We start from the raw sequence: 21,746 nt of genomic DNA on the forward strand, positions 1-21,746 counted from the left end.
TCGTGAACGGGTTTGACAGGAGACAAATCAGCCGCGCAGCGCAGCAGCTTCGGCGGCAAGCTTGGTGATGCCCGCCCAGTCACCCGTCGCCACCAGTTCGCGTGGGGCAACCCAGGAGCCGCCGACGCAGACGACGTTCGGCAGGGAGAGATAGTCGTTGGCGTTCTTGAGCGATACGCTGCCGGTCGGGCAGAAGACGGTGCCGGCGAGCGGCGAAGACAGCGCCTTGAGATAAGGTGCGCCGCCAGCCTGTTCGGCCGGGAAGAACTTCAGCACCTTGTAACCCTCGTCGCGCAGCGCCATGACTTCGCTGGCAGTGGCGGCGCCCGGAAGCAGCGGCACCCTGGAGCTGCGCGCGGCTTCCAGCACGCTCTTGTTGATGCCTGGGCTGACGATGAAGGTGGAACCGGCTTCGGCAGCCGCCTCGAAATCCTTCGCATTGAGAATGGTGCCGGCGCCGACATTGGCGCCTTCCACTTCCGCCGCAACAGCACGGATGGCGTCCAGCGCGGCCGGCGTGCGCATGGTGATCTCGATTGCCTTCAGACCGCCCGCGACCAAAGCACGCGCAAGCGGCACGGCGGAGGCGGCGTCATCCACGATCAGCACCGGCACGACCGGCTGAAGTTTCAGGATGGAGAGAAGTTTTTCGGAGTCCTGGGCCAAGATGAGCCTCCTTGCGCGATTGAAACGATTGAAATCCCGTTTACCGATTAGCCTGCCCCGGCTTTGATGTCGAGGCATGGCAAGGCCATTTTTTGCCCTGATACTTCAATCAATTCGCTTCTTCATCACGCTGTCTTGCGATAGTCTGGCGCACCAGTTTGCGGAGACAGCATGGCCAAGGAAATCGAACGGAAGTTTCTTGTTGCAGGCGGTGAATGGCGCGATGAGGTAACGCATAGCATGGCTTTCCGGCAGGCCTATGTCGCCTCCATGGAAAATCGTTCGGTGAGGGTGAGGATCGTCGACCGGCGTGACGCGACACTCACCATCAAGATCGGCGCAAGCGCCCTCGTCCGCGACGAATATGAATATCCCATCCCGCTGGAAGATGCCGAGGAACTGATGGCCAGCGCGCCCGGCGTGGTGATCGAGAAGACGCGGCACACGGTTGATCACGGCGGCTTCACCTGGGAGATCGATGTTTTCGAAGGCCGATATAAGGGGCTTATCGTGGCGGAAGTGGAGATGGATGACGAAAATGCCGATCCGGATCTTCCTCCCTGGCTCGGCAGGGAGGTAACGGGCGACAGGCGCTTTTCCAACCAGTCCCTCGCCACGGACGACCAGAGCGGAGACCTGGCGGATGCCTTTCAGAATTGATCCGAAAAAGCCCTTTGACGATGAAATCCGCCGCGCCGGCCTGGAATTGATCGAAGACACGGTCACCATCCTGCGTGACCGTCCGTCCGGCCCGCACGAGGCCGTGCACGATGCGCGCAAGCGCTTCAAGCGGCTGCGGGCCCTCTACCGCCTCATCCGAAAGGCGGCGCCGGATTTCAGCCGAGAGGAAAATGCACGCTTCCGGGATATTGCCCGTTCGCTCGCCTTCGCCCGTGATGCGACGGCATTGGTGGAAACGGCGGAATATCTGGAGGCTTTCGCGCTCTCCGATACACAGGGTGAGGCGCTGCGGTCCATCACGGCGATGCTGCGCGCGCGTCGGGATCATGCGGTGAAATACGAGGCCGCTCTCGACGAGGCGATTTCTGCGGCCATCACCGGCTGCGAGGCGGGACGTGAACGGCTGAAGACGCCATCGCTGCCGGATGAGCTCAAGGACAGCGCCCGGCTACTGAGGGCAAGCTGGGCGCGGCAGAGGAAACGGGCGCGACGGGCGCTGGCCGATTGCCACGAGCAGGCCGATGTCGAGCATTTCCATGAGTTGCGCAAGGCCGGCCAGACCTACTGGATGCATCTTGGTCTGATGAGGCGTATCTGGCCATCCGCCATGCGCGCCAAGCGCGCCGATACCAAGCGACTGGTCGACATTCTCGGCCACGAACACGATCTCTCGGTTCTCGCCGCCGTGGCCGACCGCGAGCCCGACCGCTTTGGCAACGGCGAACGGCTGGCGCTGCTGCTCGACGCCATCATCGAAAGGCAGCAGGCGCTGCGTGCCGAAGGCCTTGAACTGGCAGATGAGGTCTTTTCCGAATCTGCCCGCACGGAAAGCCGCATCGTCGGCCTGCTGTGGCGGCAGGCGGCGAAGTAGGCCAAACGCCACTTTCGGCGCTCGCTCACCTCCGTCATTCCGGCCTTGAGCCGGAATCCAGCCAGCCCAAGTCCTTGGGCTGAAAAGACTTGTCCCGCCGCGCAGACGCGCGTCGGCTGGATTCCGGCTCAAGGCCGGAATGACGGAGGCGGCATTGCGACATCCCGTTGCCTGCACACGGCAGCAGGAATGACAGGAAGCCCACAAATCCTCCCGATTGACGATTTTCAAAATACCCGAACCCACCGATAAATATTGCTTTGCGGCCGCCGTCGCTGTATCTCACCGGCCATGACCGACACGACCATTCTCCCCCGCCCGGAAGTCTCTGGCGATTTCCTTGTGGCCGCGCTTTATCATTTCGCCCGCCTGCCGCGGTTCGAGAGCCTGCGTGAGCCATTGTTCGAGCTCTGCCAGAAGAACGGCGTGAAGGGCACGTTGCTGCTGGCCGCCGAGGGCATCAACGGCACGATCGCCGGCCCGGATGCAGGCGTTCACGCCGTGCTTTCCTTCCTGCGCGCCCAGCCGGAATTTTCGGCATTGGAGCACAAGGAAAGCCGCGCCTCGCACATGCCTTTCGTGCGGCTGAAGGTGAAGCTCAAGAAAGAGATCGTCACGATGGGCGTGCCTGATATCGATCCGAACCGGATCGTCGGCACCTATGTCGACCCGCGCGATTGGAACGAATTGATCTCCGACCCGGACACGATCGTCATCGATACCCGCAACGATTACGAAACCGCCATCGGCGTCTTCAAGGGTGCAGTCGATCCGAAGACGAAAACCTTCCGCGAGTTTCCGGACTGGGTGAAGAACAACCCCGGCCTGCACAACAAGCCGAAGATCGCCATGTATTGCACCGGCGGCATCCGCTGCGAAAAGGCCACTGCCTTCATGAAGGAGCAGGGCTTCGACGAGGTCTATCACCTCAAGGGCGGCATCCTGAAATATCTGGAAGAAGTGCCGGAAGAAGAAAGCCTGTGGGAGGGCGCCTGCTTCGTTTTCGACGAGCGTGTGTCGGTGGTGCATGGCCTGGCCGAAGGAGACCACCAGCTGTGCCACGCCTGCCGCAACCCGATCACCCCGGAAGTGCGCCTGTCACCCAAGTTCGAGGAAGGCGTCTCCTGCCCGAGCTGCTACGATGAGCGCAGCGAAGAAGACCGCCAGCGCTTCCGCGACCGGCAACAGCAGATCGACCTGGCAAAGAAGCGCGGCGAGCGGCATCTTGGGCGGTAAGCCCAGGTAGCTATAGGACTGTATCTAAATTTGGATAGAGCGGCGCCGCGTGTTTCTTCTCCCCGCCGGGGAGAAGAAACGAGAAGCGACACGTCGAGAACCTCACGCCCCCGCCCGCAGCGCAAAGAGCGGCGCATCCTGTCCGTCCAGCATGGCGGTGATCTCTTCCGCCGCGACCGGTTTTGAGAACAGGTAACCCTGCAATTCGTCGCAGCCGCACAGATGCAGTATGGCCGCCTGCTCTTCCGTTTCCACGCCTTCGGCCGTGACCGGAATGTCGAGTGATTTCGCCAGCGCCACGGTCGCCTGCAGCATTTCCAGCGAGCGGCCTCCCTTGTCGAGCGCCATGATGAGCGAACGGTCGATCTTCATCCTGTCGAAGCCGAAGCGACGCAGATAGCCGACGCTGGCAAAGCCGGCGCCGAAATCGTCGAGCGCAATATGCAGGCCGAGCTGTTTCAGCTTGTCTATCGCCGCACTTGCCCGCTCCGGGTGCTGGATGAAATAACCTTCCGTCATTTCCAGCCGCAGCCTTTCCGGCGGCGTCTTCGTCGCATCCAGAATATCCGCGACATGGCCGGAAAAGGCCGGATTGCGGAACTGCACGGGTGAAATATTGACCGACAGTTTGATGGACGGCCATTGCTGTGCTGTCTCGCAGGCCTTGCGCAGCACCAGCAGGCCGAGCCGGTCGATGAGACCGCTCGTCTCGGCAGCGGCGATGAATATGTCGGGCGGGACGAAGCCATATCCCGGCCTCTGCCAGCGGGCCAGCGCCTCCACCCCGGTAATGCAGCGCGTGGCGGCGCTGACGACCGGCTGATAAACCACCTGTATCTCGTCGTTCAAAATGGCGGAGCGAAGATCGGCCTCGAGCTGCAGTTTTTCCTCGCGCAGCGCATCCATTTTCAATTCGTAGGACACGTAACGACCGCGGCCGTTTTCCTTGGCCTGATACATGGCCATATCCGCGCGGCGCAGCAATTCCTCACCATTGATGTCCCCCGCCCGCGAAATCGACGTGCCGATGCTGCAGCCTATACTTGCCACACGCTCGCCTATGCTGAAGGGTTCGGTGAAGAGTTCCAGCAGTGACATGCAGAGCTTGCGGCCTTCCACCCACACGTCGTCGCCCTGAATGGCGATGGCGAATTCGTCGCCGCCGAGCCGCGCCAGAACCGCGCCTTCCGGCACCAGCACCCTGAGCGCCGCCGCCACGCCCTTGATGAGCCGGTCACCCGCCGCGTGGCCGTAGGAATCGTTGATTTCCTTGAAGCCGTCGAGATCGAGATAAAGCAGCTTGATATCCGTCTTGTCGTGGCTTGCCCTGGCGACCATGCGGTCCAGCCTCGCGAAGAGACCGGCGCGATTATTGAGGCCGCTCAGCCGGTCGCGCAGAGCCTCTTCCCGCGCCGCCGCCTCATCCGCCTTCAGACGATCGAGCGTGGCCGAACCGATGATGAGCAGCACCAGAAAGAACGTGCCGGCGATACCGAGCGCGGTAAAGACGACCGGCCGCGCCTCATGAAAACTGACATCTCCGGGCAGGTGCGACCGCCAGACGAGCCGTGCCAGCACCTGCCCCAGCGGATTGACGATATCCACATGGTTGGCGGCCGTTCCCTCGCCATATTGCAGCTCCAGGCCCTCGATCACGTAGTTGCGGGCGAGTTTGTGCACCGTCGCCTGGGTGAGATGACGGGCAAAAACCAGATAGCGCCGCTCCGCACCGACCGGCGGCAGCGCTCCCGATTTCAGCCGCACCAGCGCAACACCGGCAGCGGCGATACCATCCCCGGTTTTGACGAAACCCGTGACCTGCGAGGTGACGCCGGGACGCATGGACCGCACCCGTTCGATCATTTCCGGAAGGCCGGCGGCGAAATAGGTGCCGGGCACCCATTTCGCCGGCTTGCCATTCTGATAAGCCATACGGACCTTGTCATCCTCGTCGATGATAACGGCAGTATCGAAAAGATCGTTATTGGCCGTCATGTCGCCGTAATTGCTGGCCACCCAGTCGAAGCGATCAGGAGCATAGACATATTCGGCGGCATCGTCCCAGGCGGCGTAATCGTTGAGCGTCGCACCAAGCTGTTCGCGAAAAGTGACGAGAGCTCCCGCCGTCGTCTCGCGTGAACGGGCACTGTCGAGCAGATTGGCCTTTTCCCGGACCTGACTGAGAGCGGAGAGGACGAGCGCCGTAACGATGAGAAGCACCAGCGCGAAGGTGGACAGCACAACGCCGACGGCGGTTCTGCGCCCGACCGGCAAATAGTCCCCAATGTTGCGCGGCGCAATCCGCATAAAATCCCCTTCGAAAGCATCATCTTGCGAAGGAAACATTCAAAAGCCGTTAAGCCGCGCCGTAACACTGACCCAAAAAACAACGGGTACAAAACGACAGTCCGACCGAAAATCTGAAAAATCCTTTCTGAAAGAACGGAGGTTTTTCAGGAAAAGTGGATTTGCGCCCGTCCGTAAAACAAAAAACCTCCCCCGCGCGCGGGAGAGGTCATCATTTTCATCGTGATGGAGCGATTACCAGGACGGGATAACCGTGCCGTTATACTTCTCCAGAATGAAGGCCTTCACTTCCGGGCTGTGGTAGGATTCCACCAGCGTCTTCACCCAGGGCTTGTCCTTGTCCTGCGTGCGAACGGCGATGACGTTCGCGTAAGGGGACTTTTCGCTTTCGATGGCGATGGAGTCCTTCTTCGGGTTCAGGCCAGCCGCCGTGGCATAGTTGGTGTTGATGACCGAAGCGTCGGTATCGTCAAGCGAGCGCGGCAGCTGGGCGGCGTCGAGTTCGACGATCTGGATGTTCTTCGGGTTTTCGGTGATGTCGGCAGGCGTTACCTTGAGGCCAGCTTCTTCCTTGACCTTGATCAGGCCCTTGGAGGCAAGAACCAGAAGGGCGCGGCCGCCATTGGTGGGATCGTTCGGAATACCGACCGTCGCGCCATCCTTCAGCTCATCAAGGCTCTTCACCTTCTTCGAATAAACGCCCATCGGGGTGGTGATGGTGGTGCCGACGCTGACGAGATCGAACTTGCGGTCAGCGATCTGGTTGTCGAGGTAAGGCTGGTGCTGGAAGGAGTTGGCCTGCAGCTCGCCGTCGTTCAGCGCCTGGTTCGGCACGACATAATCGGAGAACTCGACGATATCGATATCGAGGCCCTTGGCGGCCGCGATCTTCTTCACCTGTTCCATGATCTGCGCGTGTTCGGCGGGGGTGACGCCGATCTTGATCGTCTCGGCCAGCGCCTGACCGGCGGTGAAGAGAGCGGCGAGCGATGCCGCGAGGATGAGTTTCTTCATGGGTGTCTCCTTGGGTTGTTATTATGAACGCAGTTAATTCTTCCGTGTACGCTTGTCGAAGCTGCGCGCCAGCCGGTCGCCGGCGCTCTGCACCAGCTGCACCAGCACGATCAGCACCAGAACCACGGCCAGCATCACGTCTGGCATGAAGCGCTGGTAACCGTAGCGGATGCCGAGATCGCCCAGCCCGCCGCCGCCAACCGCGCCCACCATGGCCGAATAACCGATGAGGCTGACCAGCGTCAGCGTGAGCGCCAGCGTGATGCCGGGCTTGGCCTCAGCCAGCAGAACCTTGGTGACGATCTGCAGCGGGGTCGCGCCCATGGCGCGGGCAGCCTCGATCAGACCCTTGTCCACCTCGCGGATCGCCGCCTCCACCAGCCTGGCGATGAAGGGCACGGTCGCAACCGTCAGCGGCACGATGGCGGCGCTGGTGCCGATCGACGTGCCGGCCACGAGACGGGTGAAGGGAATGATCGCCACGACAAGAATGATGAAGGGCGTGGAGCGCGCCGCATTCACGATGAGGCCGAGGATGCGGTTGGTCATGGGCGCGGGAAACAGTTCGCCCTTGCCGCTGGTGGCGAGGAAAACGCCCATCGGCACGCCGATGATGGACCCAACGATTCCGGAAACGGCAACCATGTGAAGGGTTTGCAACAGCCCTTTCAGCAGAAGGTTGAAGATCATATCAGGCGACATAACCGAGCACCTCCGTGTGAAGACCGGTTTCAGCATAAAAGCGATCGGCGCGCGCCGTAACCTCAGCCGAGGCCGGATAGGAGACGACAAGCGAACCGAAGGGCTCGCCGGAAATTTCCTCGATGGTGCCGGCGAGGATGTTCACATCGGGGCCGATTTCGGCGACGAGACGGGCCGTCAGCGGCTGGAAGGCCGTTTCGCCGAAGAACACCAGACGCACCAGAACACGATCGCCTTCCGCTGCCTGCGGCTTGAGACCAGAGGTAACCCAGTGCGGCAGCTTCACGCCGACAGAGGACGACAGCAGGCTGCGGGTGGTCTCGTGTTTCGGCGCCGTGAAGATATCGAAGGTGGTGCCTTGCTCAACGATCAGTCCCCTGTCGATGACGGCCACCTGCGACGCGATGGTCTTTACCACTTCCATCTCATGGGTGATGAGCAGCACGGTCAGACCGAGCTCGGCATTGATGCGCTTCAGCAGTTCGAGAATGGATTGTGTCGTTTCCGGATCGAGCGCAGACGTTGCTTCGTCGGAAAGCAGCAGCTTCGGCTGGGTGGCGAGCGCACGGGCAATGCCGACACGCTGCTTCTGGCCGCCGGAAAGTTCCGCCGGATAACGCTTTGCCTTATCGGACAGGCCAACAAGATCGAGCAGCGGCGCAACCCGGGTCTCGATATCCTTCTTGCCCATGCCTGATATTTCGAGCGGCAGCGCGACATTGTCGAACGCTGTGCGCGAGGACAGGAGATTGAAGTGCTGGAAGATCATGCCGACGGAACGACGCAGCGTGCGCAGGCTCTTTTCATCGAGCGCCGCAACATCGACGCCATCAACGATCACTCGACCGGTCGAAGGCTTTTCAAGGCCGTTGGCGAGGCGGATGAGCGTGGACTTGCCGGCACCGGAACGACCGATGATGCCGGTGATGGAGCCTTTCGGCACGGCGTAATCGATACCGGCTAGGGCTGCGAAGCCGGGCTTGCCGCCCGTGCCGCCAAAGGTCTTGGTCACGCCTTCGAACGTGACCATCGGCTCCTTTGCCGCCCCTTCAGGGACCGCCTGTTCTTGGCGCGCGGGCGAGGCCGCACTGGATGGAAAACTCATTGTGAACTCTGGGAATGCGTGACGGATCGGGTCTCAAAAAATCCTGTTGCGGTGCTGAACCGCTCTCTTCATGCAGCCTTCGGGCACATTCGATGACAGCTGATTTTCCGGGTCATTTCGTCAGGCTTTCACTCAGAAATGCCGGGGATCGGCAATTCGATGGCGCATACTTGCCCGCACACGCCACCTTTTAACAGGGATGTTTTTTCAATTATCTGAAAAGAGAGGAAAAATCTACCGCAAAGCCGCGTGTGCAGCCCTGCGGCAGTCAAGATTTTGCGAGTACCTTGAATCAGACGCGGCTGACGAATTCTTCGGCGGGACGGCGCACCTTCTTCAGGTTCACCAGCCAGTCGCCTTCCGGCTGGCGATAACCGAGCGGCAGGATGGTGACGGAGCGCAGGCCCTTCTCACGCAGGCCAAGGATTTCATCGAGCTTGGCAGGATCGAAACCTTCCATCGGAGTGGAATCCACACCCTCAAAGGCGGCCTGCGCCACAGCCATGCCGAACCCGATATAGGCCTGACGGGCGGCGTGCTCGAAATTCACCTGCTGATCGCGCTGCGGATAGGTGTTAAGCAGCATCTGGCGATAGGCTTCCCAGCCTTCATTCTTGATGCCGCGCTCTTCATTGACCAGATCGAACATATGGTTGATCCGCTCTTCGGTGTAATTATCCCACGCCGCAAAGACCAGCAGATGCGAGCCTTCGGTCACCTGCGCCTGGTTCCAGGCAATCTCGCGGATCTTGGCGCGCACTTCCGGATCGGTGACGACGATGACTTCAAAGGGCTGAAGACCGCTGGAGGTGGGCGCCAGCCGCGCTGCCTCGACAATGCGCTCAACCTTGTCTTCGGACACCGTCTTGGAAGGGTCCATTTTCTTGGTGGCATAACGCCAGTTAAGTTTTTCGATAAGCATGTTCGTTTTCCCTGGGAGGACCAGCCCGCCCTGCCCCTTGACGGCAGGATGGGCGCTACGCTTCGTAGCCCGTCTCACATAGGAGCCGGGACGGCAGGCGCAAGCAGGCACCGTGGGGTAACCGATAAAAAAGTTTGGAAAACTGATAATAAGGAGAGAGAACTTTATTGCGGACAGGCTTCGTGCCCTCGCCCGTCAGGAGTCGACGGTGAATTTCACGCATCAGCCGGCCTCCCACCCTCATTCCTGTGCTTGTCACAGGAATTTAGCCCACACGCGTCCGCGTGGCGCAAAGACTCCCCTCAGCCCAAGGACTTGGGTTGGCTAGATCCCTGTGACGAGCAGAGGGATGAGGAGAGAAAACCTCACCCCTTGGCAACCCCATGGTTCCCCTTCGGAAAACCCGAAGCCAGCGCGCTGTACCACTTGCCGCTATTCTTTACCGTCCGCACCTGGGTCTCATAATCCACATGTACGAGCCCGAAACGCATGCGGTAACCCTCGGCCCATTCGAAATTATCCATCAGGCTCCAGGCGAAATAACCGCGCATCGGGTGACCGTCACGGATGAGATCGGCGACGATGCCGAGGTGTTCGGCGTAATAATCGAGACGCGGCTGGTCATTCACCTCGCCGTTTTCGACGCCCATATTATAGCAGGCGCCGTTTTCGGTGATGTAGCACTCCGGCAGATCGTAACGCCTGTAGAGCGTCTCAACCAACGACTTCAGCGCCGGAGCGTAAACCTCCCAGCCGATATCGGTCTTCACATCGCTGACCGCCGGTGCGGGCATAGTCGCGGGGAATTCCGCGCCCGGTGTCGCGTCGTCGGCAACGCGCATCGGCGTGTAATAATTCAGGCCCCACCAGTCGAGCTTCTGGCTGATGATGCCGAGGTCTTCCGCCTCCACGACGGGCATACGATCACCCAGCGCTTCCATCATCTCGGCGGGATATTCGCCCTTGAAGACCGGGTCAAAGAACGCGCCATTGTGGAACTGGAAGGCCCGCTCGGCCGCCTTCAGATCAGCCTCGCCATCGGAAGCGGCAATAACGGAATGGGCGTTCAATACCAGCCCCACCGGCACTTTCGGCGCGACATGGCGGGAAGCTTCCACGCCGAAACCATGGGCGAGGTTGATATGGTGCATGGCGGCAAGCGCGGCCTCCATGTTGCGCTCGCCCGGCGCGTGGATGCCATAGAGATGGCTGAGCCACACCGCGCACCATGGTTCGTTGAAGGTCGCAACCGCATCCAGCCGGTCGCCGAGGCGGGCCATGACGGTCTTGGCGTAACGCTGGAAGGCATGTGCCGTGGAGCGGGAAGCCCAGCCGCCATCCCCCATCAGGGTCAGCGGCAGATCCCAATGGTACAGCGTCGCAAAGGTCTTGATGCCGCGCGCCTTGCAGCCATCAACGAGGCGGTCGTAAAAATCCAGACCCTTCTCGTTGATCGGCCCGAAACCATCGGGAATGATGCGCGGCCAGGCGATCGAGAAACGATAGGCCTCCACCCCCATCTCCTTGATGAGATCGAGGTCTTCCTCCCAGCGATTGTAATGATCGCAGGCGATATCGCCATTGTGACGCCCGAAGACATGGCCCGGCATATTGCAGAAGGCATCCCAGATGGAGGGCTTGCGGCCATCCGCCTTGGTGGAACCTTCGATCTGGAACGAGGCAGTTGCGACGCCAAACAGGAAATCGCCGGGGAAACGGGCTGCAAGCGTTTTGGGATCGGTCATCGGAGAGTCCATCGGATGTGAAAAGATCAGCAGCGGTTTAGACCATGTCGCCTGCGAGGTACAGTCGGGCTCGGTGGAATCTACAACGTTTCAGGATGCGCGGTGAACAGGCCCAAAGCGCTTTGCATGCGCAAACGTCACCGCAGCGCGTAGCGGCGGCATAGGAGGCAGGCCCGGTGAATGCGTGTGAAATGGGTAGTGGTGGAAGTATCTGCATGCACCGGGCCGCATTATGGAGACCATAATCACGGCCTCTCGCTTACAGCCTTTTCACGACATCTATCCGATCAGCCCTTCCCGCCTCTGGCCGTGCGGGACGCCTCTCCGAAACACGGTCTACCAGAACCATGCTTGTCGATGCCGGCAACCGGTTCGCAAAAGGCGCCGCGCGTATCGCCCTTCCGTTCCGGTTGCGGGAGGAATGATGCAGCCAACGGAGGCAATGGGGACGGGAAAGAAAGAATTTTTTCGGAAGTGACTGAAAAGGATGGAGGGGTGGCGCAGAGTTGTCAGCTTCTTCTGGAGCTGAACTGAGAGCGCCCCCCCCGGCCCTTTGGGCTCCCCCGGCGAAGAGAAGAAATGTGCCGAGCCCGCCGCGTTTGGCAAGGAGCGTGAAGCTTGTTCTTCTCCCCGCCGGGGAGAAGTGCCGGAGCGCAGCGAGGCGATGAGGGGGCAACGTTGCCGTCACCCCCTCCAGCACGTCAAACGTAACGATTGACCACGTTTTCGAGATATTCCTGACGACCCGATTTCGGCTCGGGGTTGATATCCTCGCGCTCGACCAATGCCGCGATCTCGTCGAGCTTCAGCTCGCCGCGCAGCATCTTCTGGGCTTCCGGCGAATCCCACTTGGCGTAGCGCTCCTTGAGCGGCTTCGAAAGCGCACCGTCCTCGATCATCTTCGCCGCCGCCTTGAGGCCACGGGCGCAGCAATCCATGCCACCGATATGGCCGATCAGCAGGTCCTGCGGATCGAGCGACTGGCGACGCAGCTTGGAATCGAAGTTGGTACCGCCATTCTTGAAGCCGCCGCCGGCGAGAACATGGTAATAGGCGAGCGCCATTTCCGGCACGTTGTTGGGGAACTGGTCCGTATCCCAGCCGGACTGGTAATCGTTGCGGTTCATGTCGATGGAGCCGAAAATGCCGAAGGCGTTGGCCATGGCAAGCTCGTGCTCGAAAGAGTGGCCGGCGAGAATGGCGTGGCCCTGCTCGATATTGACCTTCACTTCCTTGTCGAGACCGTTCTTCTGCAGGAAGGCATAAACGGTGGCGACGTCATAGTCGTACTGGTGCTTGGTCGGCTCCTGCGGCTTCGGCTCGATAAGGATCGTGCCTTCAAAACCGATCTTGTATTTGTATTCCACCACCAGATTGAGGAAGCGGCCAAGCTGGTCGAGCTCGCGCGACAGATCGGTGTTGAGCAGGGTTTCGTAGCCTTCGCGGCCGCCCCACAGAACGTAGTTCGCGCCGCCGAGCTTCTTGGTGGCGTCCATGCAGGTCTTAACCGTTGCGGCGGAGAAAGCGAAGACGTCAGGATCGGGATTGGTCGCGGCACCGGACATGAAGCGGCGGTTGGAGAAGAGGTTGGCCGTGCCCCACAGCAGCTTCACGCCGGTATCGGCCTGCTTCTGCGCGAAATAATCAACGATCTCGTTGAGGTTCTTGGTGTTTTCAGCGAAGTTCTTGCCTTCCGGCCGTACGTCGGCATCGTGGAAGCAGTAGAACGGCGAACCCAGCAGCGAAAAGAATTCGAACGCCACGTCGGCCTTCAGTTTCGCGGCCTGCATGCTGTCTTCAAACCATGGACGCTCGAACGTCTGGCCGCCAAAGGGGTCACCGCCCGGCCAGGTAAAGGTGTGCCAGTAGGCCACCGCAAAACGCAGATGATCTTCCATGCGCTTGCCGGCGACGATTTCGTCGGGGTTGTAATGGCGGAAGGCCAGCGGATTGGTGCTGTCGGGGCCTTCATATTTGATCTTGGCGATATCGCCGAAGAAGCCTGTGCTCATTGGGTGGTTCCTCCTTGGTGGGTCTAGATGTTGTTCGAAAATTTCAGCGGCGGCGTTTGCCGCTCACCCCCCTCTGTCCTGCCGGACATCTCCCCCTCAAGGGGGGAGATCGACTCGTGGTTAGGTGTCCACCTCTTGCGAGGCTGAAGATGAAGCGAAGTGTCCGCCGCCTGCCGATCTCCCCCCTTGAGGGGGAGATGCCCGGCAGGGCAGAGGGGGGTGAAGCCGCACCCTCAACACCTCAATGCGATAGCGCCCGAATGGCGGGATAAACCGCGTGATACCGCCGGTAAGCCTCCTCATAGGCATCGGCCAGATCAGCCACCGGCTCAATCGTCCGCGCCGTCTCCGGCTGCGAGCACACCGCCACCGGATCAGCTCCGGTCGCGGCAATCAGGCCGAGACGCGCGGCACCGAAGGCCGCACCGAAATCGCCCTCGGCGGGAATATCCACTGGCACACCAAGCGACGTAGCAATCGACGCCAGCCAATAGGCCGAACGCGAGCCGCCGCCGATGGCGGTGACACGAGAGACCGAGGTGCCGGCGGATTTCAGGGCTTCGAGATTGTCCCTGATCGCGAAGGTCACGCCCTCAAGCACGGCCTGCGTCAGCGCCTTGCGGTCGCTCTCATGCGAAAGGCCGATGAAGGAGCCGCGGATGGCAGCATCATTGTGCGGTGTACGCTCGCCGGAAAGATAGGGCGCGAAAGTGACGCCGGTCGGTGCAAGCAGCGTGTCGCCGAGTTCGCCGGTCAGATCGGCGGCGGATTGGCCTGTCAGCCGCGAATACCAGTTCAGCGCATCCGTGGCGGAGAGAATGACGCCCATCTGGTGCCAGGTATTGGGCAACGCGTGGCAGAAAGCATGAACTGCGCTTTCCGGCTTCGGCAGATAAGAGGCATTGGCGGCGAAGAGCACGCCAGAGGTTCCGAGCGACACGAAGGCATGACCTTCCTTCACCGTGCCCATGCCACAGGCCGAGGCGGCATTGTCGCCCGCTCCGCCGGCAACCACGGCCCGGCCGGAAATGCCCCATTCGGAGGCAAGCTCGGCGCGCAGAACGCCCGCCTCATCCGTGCCTTCCACCAGAGACGGCATGTGTTTTTCATCGAGCCCCGTCGCGGCAAGCAGGTCGGAAGACCATTTGCGAGCGCCGGTATCGAGCCAGGAGGTGCCGGCGGAGTCGGACATTTCCGAGATATATTCACCGGTCAGCCACAGCCGCAGATAATCCTTCGGCAGCAATACCTTGGCGACTTTTGCGAAGACTTCAGGTTCGTTCTTTGCCACCCAGGCGAGCTTCGGCGCGGTGAAGCCGGGGAAGACGATATTGCCGGTTATCTTGCGGAAGCGCGGATCAGCGTCGAGTGCGGCTGCTTCGGCATGGGAGCGGGTGTCATTCCAGAGAATACAGGGGCGCAGCACCTTGCCATCGGCGTCGACAAGTGTGGCGCCGTGCATCTGGCCGGAAAGGCCGATGCCCTTCACCGCGGCAAGCTCTTTCGGAAATTTCTGCTTCAGGCCGGCAACTGCGGTTTTCGTCGCGGCGATCCAGTCCGCCGGGTCCTGTTCCGACCAGCCATGATGCGGGCGCGAGACATCCAGCGAGCCGTTGGCCGAGCCGATGATTTTCTGATCGCCGTCCATCAGCAGGGCTTTGACGCCTGAAGTGCCAAGATCGAGACCGAGATACATGTATTTCTCCATTCCGGCGCGCCATGCGCCAAAGTTCATGCGGTTTTTTAAAGCCGCCGCCAGAGGGGAAACCGGCGGCCACTTTTCCTTCGGAAGAGTTTCTTCAGGGAAGATTGTCCCTGAGGAAGATATCGATACGAATACGTTCCTGCGCGGCGATGACGGGCAGGCCATCGGCGCGCGCCTTCAGGACGCGGATGGCGCTGCGCACCTCGTGACCCGCGTCCTGGTTGAGCACGGCATCCAGCAGCCCTTGCCGCAGCGCATTGGCGGTGGTTTCGGTGAGCTCATGGGCGATGACCGAAAGCGGTCTTTCGTCATCTACCGCTCCAAGCGCGCGGATGAGACCTCGATTACCGGCACCGAGACTGTAAATGCCGGCGAGGGTTGCATTGCCGAGCGCCTCGCGCACCAGCGCCTCGACGGTCAGCGGATCGTCCCTGCCCTCCAGCACCGGCAGCAGCCGCGCCTGGGGAAACTCTGCCTCGATGACGGCGCGAAACCCTTCAAGACGCTCGCGATGGTCGCGCACCAGCATGGAGCCCGCGACAACGGCGACATCTCCGCCGCGCCCGGAAAGAAAACGTCCCATCAGGCTCGCCGCCGTGCGGCCGGCGGCGACGTTGTCCACGCCGGCATAATGGTCGCGCCTCGAACCCGAGAGGTCCGACACCAGCGTCACCGTGGCGATGCCGTCTTCCGCCAGCCGGTCGGCGGCCTCCGCCACATCTTCGGAATCGGTGGCGACGAAGGCCACCCCGGATGGCTTTTCCCGGCGCGCAACTTCCAGAGCCTCGGTCAGAGCCGCAGCATTAAACGGCGGCACCTCAATGACGCGGATCGCCGTCCGCTCCAGATGCGAGCGGCTGGCCGCAGCCCGCACCTCGGCGCGCAGCGTCGCCATGAAGGAATTGTCGTTGCCGGGCAGGATGAAGATCATCGAGTAATTGCGCCCCTTGGCCAGATTGGCGGCGGCGATGTCGCGCACGTAACCCAGCTCGGCAATGGCGGCTTCCACCCGCGCCCGCGTCGCCGCATGCACGCCGGGACGCATGTTCAGCACCCGGTCTATGGTGGCGAGGCTGACGCCCGCCCGCTCGGCGATATCGTGAACTGTCGGCTTCATGGCTCCTCCCGCCTCCTGCATATCCAGCTTTGCCGCCGCCGTAAATCGAAAAATGATGTACGTACCTCATAATTCATCAAATGGCTGCGGAATATCAATCCCGGCATTGGCTGAGGCTAATAGAGGGTCCGGCGGTAGTCCTGCTCCAGCTGCTCATCCATCTTCCGCAGGTCATCCCCATTTGTCGGAGTGCGCGACGTTTCATCCAAGATGATCTTGATAAGCGAGGGCATTTCCGACCGGGACTGGTGATGCGCGGGATCCCACAGGTGGGAGCGCCGGAACGCCTTGGCGCAATGCATGAAGACCTCATCCACCTTCAAGACGATGGCAAGTTTGGGGATACGATCCGCAACGCCCATCAGCTTCAGTAGTTCTGGATCGGTGCTCAGTGTCGCTCGCCCGTTCACCCGCAGGGTGTCGTCGAAACCGGGCACGATAAACAAGAGACCGACAATGGGGTTGGCGATGATATTGCTGAGCGTATCAAGGCGATTGTTGCCCGGCCGGTCCGGGATCGCCAGCGTGCGCGCGTCGAGAACCTTTACAAAGCCCGGCGGATCGCCGCGAGGGCTGACATCGGCCTTTCCCTCAAGGTTTTGGGTGCCGATGCAGAGAAAGGGCGAACGCCTAATGAATTCCTGCGCATGTTCGCCGAGCCTGTCCTGACACTTCTGTAGCGCGAGGGCATGTGTCGGCTCGAACAGGCCGCGAAGCGACTGCTCATCCGTGATTGCGAAGTCTGGATTGAGTTCCAAGGCCGCCATGATCTCCCCCTCTGAACCGCCCTGCCCAAGGGGCCAAAATCCCGGTCAGCCGTCCTCCCGGCCCCGTTTTCGCTCCACTTGCGCCTTTCTGAGGTACGTACCTCATAAATTGATATACATGGCTTGCCCGCTGCGATCAACAGTCGAAATCTGGCAACAGGCGAAATGGGGATTTTGGCCGGATATAAAAAAGGGGCCGTCATTTCCGACGGCCCCAGCTCTGCGGTGGATGGGAGGGGATTGTTATCAGTGCGCCGCGTCTGGTGGCGGCGCTGCCTTGGGTTTCTGGATCAGGATCGTCATGAAGATCAGGCTGGAAAACAGCAGCGTCAGCGCGAAGAACACATCGGCGAAGGCTAGAATCCATGCCTGCTGCGAGACCATGCCGACCATTTTCTTGACCGCGACGGATGCGCCATCGAGCCCGTAGGAATCATAGTTGGCGCCGACACTGTTCAGCCATTCCAGCGCCTTGGGGTTGGAATAGCTGATATGTTCGGCCAGACGCACATAATGGTCGTCCGTGCGCTGCGACAGCATTGTGTTGATGACGGCAAGACCAACGGCGCCGCCGAGGTTACGCGTGAGGTTGAACAGGCCGGAGGCGTTGCGGATACGGGCGGGCGGCAGGGTGCCGAGCGCGATGTTGTTGATCGGCACCATGCACATCATCAGGCCGAAACCGCGCAGGATCTGCGGGATCAGCAGCTCGTAGAAATCCCAGTCGGTCGTCACATGCGTCATGATCCAGGTGCCGCAGCCGAAGCTGATGAAGCCGATGGCCATCATCGCCCGCGGATCGAGCTTGGTGGAGACCTTGCCGGCAATCGGCGCGGTGAAGAACATCGCAAGGCCGGACACGAACATGGTTTCGCCGATCATCAGCGCGTCATATCCCCTCACCCGGCCGAGATAGAGCGGGTAGAGATAGGTCAACCCGTAAAGCCCGATGCCCATGACGAAGGAGAACAGCGAGCCGATGGAGAAGTTGCGGTCCGCAAAGGCGCGGATATCAACCACGGGGAACTCTACCTTGAAGGCGCGCCAGAAAAAGACGACCGCGCCGATAACCATGGCGACCGTTCCCATGACGATGTGCTCATCGTTGAACCAGTCCTTGTTGTTGCCCTCTTCCAGCACATATTCCAGCGAGCCGAGGAAGACGGCCATGGAGATCAGCCCCCACCAGTCGAACTTCTTCCAGAGCGACCGCTCCGGCTTGTCGAAATCGATCAGGCTCCAGGTCAGGATGGTGACGATGATGCCGGGGATGATGTTGACGAGGAACAGCCAGTGCCAGGAAAAGGCGTTGGAAAGATAACCGCCGACCGTCGGGCCGATGGTGGGCGCAAGCGTGGCGACGAGACCGATGATCGGCGACACGACAGAACGCTTCGACGGCGGGAAGATGGTAAAGGCGGCCGCAAAGACCGACGGGATCATGCCGCCGCCGATAAAGCCCTGGATCGCGCGGTAAACGATCATCTGGTCGATATTGGTGGCAGTGGCGCAAAGCGCGCTCGAGATGGTGAAGCCCGCAGCACAGGTGGCGAAGAGCACGCGCGTGGAGAGAATGCGCGCCAGCGTGCCCGACAGCGGGATCATAATGACTTCCGCGATCAGATAGGACGTCTGCACCCAGGCGATCTCATCCGAGCCGGCGCCGAGGCCGGCCTGGATTTCCGCAAGCGAGGCGGAAACGATCTGAATGTCGAGAATGGACATGAACATGCCGAAGACCATCGCGAAAAATGCGATGAGCCTGCGTCTGTCCATCGGAGGATCGGCGGGGATGGACGCCCCGCCCGTGCCGACAACCGTAGCCGCCATGATCTTGCCCTCAACGGTGCGTCAAAGACGCGCCTTACTTGGCCTGCGGATTAGCTTGCGCCGTTCTGGTGGTTTCCGGCGCCGTGCGGGTATCGACATCGACAACAACGCTGAGGCCCGCGCGCAGATTATGCTTTTCGAGGTCTTCCTTGGAGAAGACGATCCGAACCGGCACGCGCTGGATGACCTTGGTGAAATTGCCCGTTGCATTTTCCGGCGGCAGCATCGAGAAGACCGAGCCGGAACCCGGCGAGATCGACTGGACCGTGCCTTCGATCGTCGCGTCGTCAAAGGCGTCGACATGCACGCGCACCTTCGAACCGGGTACGACGCGGGCGAGCTGCGTTTCCTTGAAATTGGCGTCGATATAAAGCTCGTTCATCGGCACCAGCGAAGCCAGACGCTTGCCGACAGACACCAGATCGCCATTCTGTACCGCGAGATTGCCGATAACGCCGTCATAAGGCGCCTTCAGAACCGTGAAGGACAGATCGCGGGCCGCCTTGTCGCGGGACAGCTGCAGCGAACGGATGGTGCTTTCCGCCTCCTGACGCTGGGCGCGCAGGAGCTCCACATTGGCCTTGGCCGAGGCGATGGCGGCATCGCCGGCCACGACATTCGCCTTGGCCTGGTCAAGCGCGACCTGCGCATTATCGGACGCGGCAACCGTGCCGACATCCTTTGCCTGCAGCTGGCTTGCGCGCTTCTGGGTGATTTCCGCACCACGAAGGGCTGCATCCAGCGCGCCCTTCTGGGCAACGGCCTGCTCGAGCGCCGCTTCGCCACCGATGATCTGCGCATCGATACGCTTCAGAGACAGTTCCTCGGTGCGGATCTGCGCTTCGGCCTGGTCAAGCGCGATACGATAATCGCCGTCGTCAAGCGTCACCAGCGGGTCGCCCGCCTTGACTTCCTGGTTCTCGACCACGTTCACCCTGGCGACGTAGCCGGAAACCTTCGGCGCGATGACCGCGATGTCACCTTCGATATAGGCGTCGTCCGTCGACACCAGGAAGCGACCATCGATCCACCAGTTGTAACCGTACCAGCCAGCACCGGCCAGAAGTGCAATGGCAATGACAGGCAGAAGCTTCGAGCGCTTCTTCTGCTTTGGTGCCGGCGCTGCCTGCGGCTGCTGGGAAGGCGCCTCCGCCGGCTTTGCGGGAGAGGTCTCGGCCTTGGCGGAGATATCCGCCTCTTCCGCATCGTTGACGGCGCGAACCGCATTATTCTTCTGGGCCGACATGAGAGAGCTTACCGTGATAGATTGAAGAAAGTTTTTCGAACTGAACCGTTCGGTTCGATTGACATAATCTCTTTCCTGACACATATCAAGTGTTATCGAACCGATTGGTTCGACGTTCGGTTAATTTTTTTTACGCCGTTGTGATGCTATGAGGGCGGTAGCGATGGCAGGTGAAGACAGGGATATGGAGACGGAGACGGAGACGGAGACGGAAACGGAAACGGGCTGTCCGGGCAATGCCGCCGGGCGTTTTGCGGCGGGCGAAGACCCGGCCAAACGCGAGCAGATTCTGGCAGGTGCCTGGCGTGTGTTCAAGCGCAAGGGCTTCGATGCGGCCAGCATGAACGACATCACGCGTGAAGCGGGCGTTTCCAAGGGCACGATCTACGTCTATTTCTCCAACAAGGAGGATCTGTTCGTTGCGCTCGTCGATCACCATCGCAACGAATTCGCCACCTCCATGCGCCATATCCTTGAGGGCACCGAGGAGGTGCGCGAGGGGCTGGAGCAGTTCGGCAAGGCCTTTGCCAACAAGATGATCTGTTCGGACATGATCCCCGCCATGCGTTCGGTGCTCGGCGTCATCGATCGCATGCCAAAACTGGCGCAGCGCTTTTTCCTGTCGGCTCCGAACAACGTACGCACCGTGCTCCTGGATTTCATCCAACATCAGGTCGAGATCGGCCATCTGAAAGTGGACGATCCTGAACTGGCCGCCCGGCAATATATCGAGCTTTCCACCGGCACCTTCTTCAAGCTGCGGCTGTTCGGCGAACTGGAAGGCCCGGTTCCCGACGAGGAACTGGACCGGGTTATCAGCAGCGCCATCAACGTATTCATGGCGGCTTACGGAACAGACAAGGCCTGAGACCATTCAGCAAGGGACGGCCTGACCGGCATCGGGCCGGCAAGGCAATGGCGTCCGATACGCGGTTTGCGCGAAATTTCGATGAAATCTTGCCAAACACAGGAGCTATCTCCTTGTTTCTCGCGTATTGCGCTATAAATTCCACCCACCGAATATATCGGCTGGCCTTGTTGCTGAAAGGAAAACATACCTGATGGAGTCCATTCTCCCTCTTCTGTCGGACCCCGCCGCCTGGGTGGCGCTCGTCACACTGATCGTCATGGAGGTCGTTCTTGGCATCGACAACCTGATCTTCATCTCCATTCTCACCAACAAGCTGCCGCCTGAACAGCGCGAAAAAGCCCGCAAGATCGGTATAGGCCTCGCGCTCGTCATGCGCCTTGGCCTGCTTGGTACCGTCGCCTGGATCGTGCAGCTCACCACACCGGTCTTCGAAGCCTTCGGCCACCCATTCTCGTGGAAGGACATGATCCTCATCGCCGGCGGTCTCTTCCTCGTCTGGAAGGCGACCAAGGAAATTCACCACAATGTCGACCCGGAAGACCACAAGGAAGACCTGGTGGGCGGCCCTGTGGGCATGAATTTCGGCGCCGCCATCGGCCAGATCCTGCTGCTCGACCTCGTCTTCTCGGTGGACAGCATCATCACCGCCGTCGGCATGACCCCTCACCTGCCGATCATGATCGTCGCCGTCATCGTGGCCGTGACAGTCATGCTGCTGGCCGCAACGCCGCTCGCCAATTTCATCGAGCGTAACCCCACCATCGTCATGCTGGCGCTCGCCTTCCTGATGATGATCGGCACGACACTGATCGCCGAAGGCATGGGCTTCCATGTTCCCAAGGGCTACGTCTATGCCGCCATGGCGTTCTCGGCACTGGTGGAACTGCTCAACATGCTGGCGCGCAATGCAAGGCGAAAGAACAAACAGCTGCATTGAGTGATAGCTGCA

Annotated in this window: 18 protein-coding genes; 5 read left to right on the forward strand and 13 right to left on the reverse strand. The window is 60.7% G+C overall.

The window, feature by feature from the left end; translation table 11 throughout:
- Window positions 1-27 precede the first annotated feature (27 nt).
- Window positions 28-666, reverse strand: coding sequence for a 2-dehydro-3-deoxy-phosphogluconate aldolase (locus tag HQN82_RS15050; protein WP_006700245.1), 639 nt, complete (start codon window positions 664-666; stop codon window positions 28-30).
- Window positions 667-837: 171 nt separating this feature from the next.
- On the opposite strand from HQN82_RS15050, the gene HQN82_RS15055 reads away from it, so the two are divergent.
- The 3 genes from HQN82_RS15055 to trhO all read left to right on the forward strand — a co-directional run bounded on the left by HQN82_RS15055 (window position 838) and on the right by trhO (window position 3,454).
- Complete coding sequence (locus tag HQN82_RS15055; protein WP_173615140.1) at window positions 838-1,326, forward strand: CYTH domain-containing protein; 489 nt, start codon at window positions 838-840, stop codon at window positions 1,324-1,326.
- Complete coding sequence (locus HQN82_RS15060; protein ID WP_173615141.1) at window positions 1,310-2,218, forward strand: CHAD domain-containing protein; 909 nt, start codon at window positions 1,310-1,312, stop codon at window positions 2,216-2,218. Before HQN82_RS15055 ends, HQN82_RS15060 begins: the two co-directional genes overlap by 17 nt.
- Window positions 2,219-2,509: 291 nt before the next feature.
- Window positions 2,510-3,454 (forward strand): oxygen-dependent tRNA uridine(34) hydroxylase TrhO, encoded by a 945-nt coding sequence (gene trhO / locus HQN82_RS15065; RefSeq protein WP_004445192.1) that lies wholly within the window; start codon window positions 2,510-2,512, stop codon window positions 3,452-3,454.
- 102 nt (window positions 3,455-3,556) lie between these two features.
- Here the strand turns inward: trhO and HQN82_RS15070 are convergent, their stop codons facing one another.
- From HQN82_RS15070 to HQN82_RS15125, 12 genes are all read right to left on the reverse strand, one after another.
- On the reverse strand, window positions 3,557-5,800 hold the full coding sequence (locus HQN82_RS15070; RefSeq protein ID WP_034496788.1) for a bifunctional diguanylate cyclase/phosphodiesterase: 2,244 nt from the start codon (window positions 5,798-5,800) through the stop codon (window positions 3,557-3,559).
- A gap of 195 nt (window positions 5,801-5,995) precedes the next feature.
- A complete protein-coding gene (locus HQN82_RS15075; RefSeq protein WP_006699526.1) occupies window positions 5,996-6,775 on the reverse strand; it encodes a MetQ/NlpA family ABC transporter substrate-binding protein in 780 nt (259 codons plus the stop codon).
- A gap of 33 nt (window positions 6,776-6,808) precedes the next feature.
- On the reverse strand, window positions 6,809-7,477 hold the full coding sequence (locus tag HQN82_RS15080; protein ID WP_006699527.1) for a methionine ABC transporter permease: 669 nt from the start codon (window positions 7,475-7,477) through the stop codon (window positions 6,809-6,811).
- Window positions 7,467-8,507, reverse strand: a complete 1,041-nt coding sequence (locus tag HQN82_RS15085; RefSeq protein ID WP_060942288.1) for a methionine ABC transporter ATP-binding protein — start codon at window positions 8,505-8,507, stop codon at window positions 7,467-7,469. The genes HQN82_RS15080 and HQN82_RS15085 overlap by 11 nt, the downstream gene beginning before the upstream one ends.
- Window positions 8,508-8,874: 367 nt before the next feature.
- Window positions 8,875-9,504, reverse strand: coding sequence for an NAD(P)H-dependent oxidoreductase (locus HQN82_RS15090; RefSeq protein ID WP_004445205.1), 630 nt, complete (start codon window positions 9,502-9,504; stop codon window positions 8,875-8,877).
- A 365-nt stretch (window positions 9,505-9,869) separates the two neighbouring features.
- Window positions 9,870-11,249 (reverse strand): GH1 family beta-glucosidase, encoded by a 1,380-nt coding sequence (locus HQN82_RS15095; protein ID WP_173615142.1) that lies wholly within the window; start codon window positions 11,247-11,249, stop codon window positions 9,870-9,872.
- A gap of 701 nt (window positions 11,250-11,950) precedes the next feature.
- Window positions 11,951-13,261, reverse strand: coding sequence for a xylose isomerase (gene xylA / locus HQN82_RS15100; RefSeq protein ID WP_004445208.1), 1,311 nt, complete (start codon window positions 13,259-13,261; stop codon window positions 11,951-11,953).
- Between the two features lie 241 nt (window positions 13,262-13,502).
- The gene (gene xylB, locus HQN82_RS15105; RefSeq protein ID WP_173615990.1) at window positions 13,503-14,957 is read right to left on the reverse strand and encodes a xylulokinase; all 1,455 of its coding nucleotides are present in this window, start codon (window positions 14,955-14,957) and stop codon (window positions 13,503-13,505) included.
- Between the two features lie 103 nt (window positions 14,958-15,060).
- A complete protein-coding gene (locus HQN82_RS15110; protein ID WP_035207134.1) occupies window positions 15,061-16,083 on the reverse strand; it encodes a LacI family DNA-binding transcriptional regulator in 1,023 nt (340 codons plus the stop codon).
- A gap of 116 nt (window positions 16,084-16,199) precedes the next feature.
- Window positions 16,200-16,850 carry a pyridoxamine 5'-phosphate oxidase family protein gene (locus HQN82_RS15115; protein ID WP_173615143.1) on the reverse strand — a complete coding sequence of 217 codons (651 nt, stop codon included), beginning with the start codon at window positions 16,848-16,850 and terminating at the stop codon, window positions 16,200-16,202.
- A gap of 246 nt (window positions 16,851-17,096) precedes the next feature.
- On the reverse strand, window positions 17,097-18,680 hold the full coding sequence (locus HQN82_RS15120) for a DHA2 family efflux MFS transporter permease subunit (protein WP_077986917.1): 1,584 nt from the start codon (window positions 18,678-18,680) through the stop codon (window positions 17,097-17,099).
- Window positions 18,681-18,714: 34 nt separating this feature from the next.
- Window positions 18,715-19,926, reverse strand: a complete 1,212-nt coding sequence (locus tag HQN82_RS15125; protein WP_004445212.1) for an HlyD family secretion protein — start codon at window positions 19,924-19,926, stop codon at window positions 18,715-18,717.
- A gap of 163 nt (window positions 19,927-20,089) precedes the next feature.
- Here HQN82_RS15125 and HQN82_RS15130 point away from each other — a divergent pair, with 163 nt between their 5' ends.
- Together HQN82_RS15130 and HQN82_RS15135 are read left to right on the forward strand one after the other, a co-directional pair.
- On the forward strand, window positions 20,090-20,794 hold the full coding sequence (locus HQN82_RS15130) for a TetR/AcrR family transcriptional regulator (protein WP_173615144.1): 705 nt from the start codon (window positions 20,090-20,092) through the stop codon (window positions 20,792-20,794).
- Between the two features lie 193 nt (window positions 20,795-20,987).
- Window positions 20,988-21,734, forward strand: a complete 747-nt coding sequence (locus HQN82_RS15135) for a TerC family protein (RefSeq protein WP_004445214.1) — start codon at window positions 20,988-20,990, stop codon at window positions 21,732-21,734.
- The last annotated feature ends 12 nt before the right edge of the window (window positions 21,735-21,746 follow it).

It is taken from the genome of Agrobacterium pusense (genome assembly GCF_013285525.1).
Taxonomy (GTDB): domain Bacteria; phylum Pseudomonadota; class Alphaproteobacteria; order Rhizobiales; family Rhizobiaceae; genus Agrobacterium; species Agrobacterium pusense.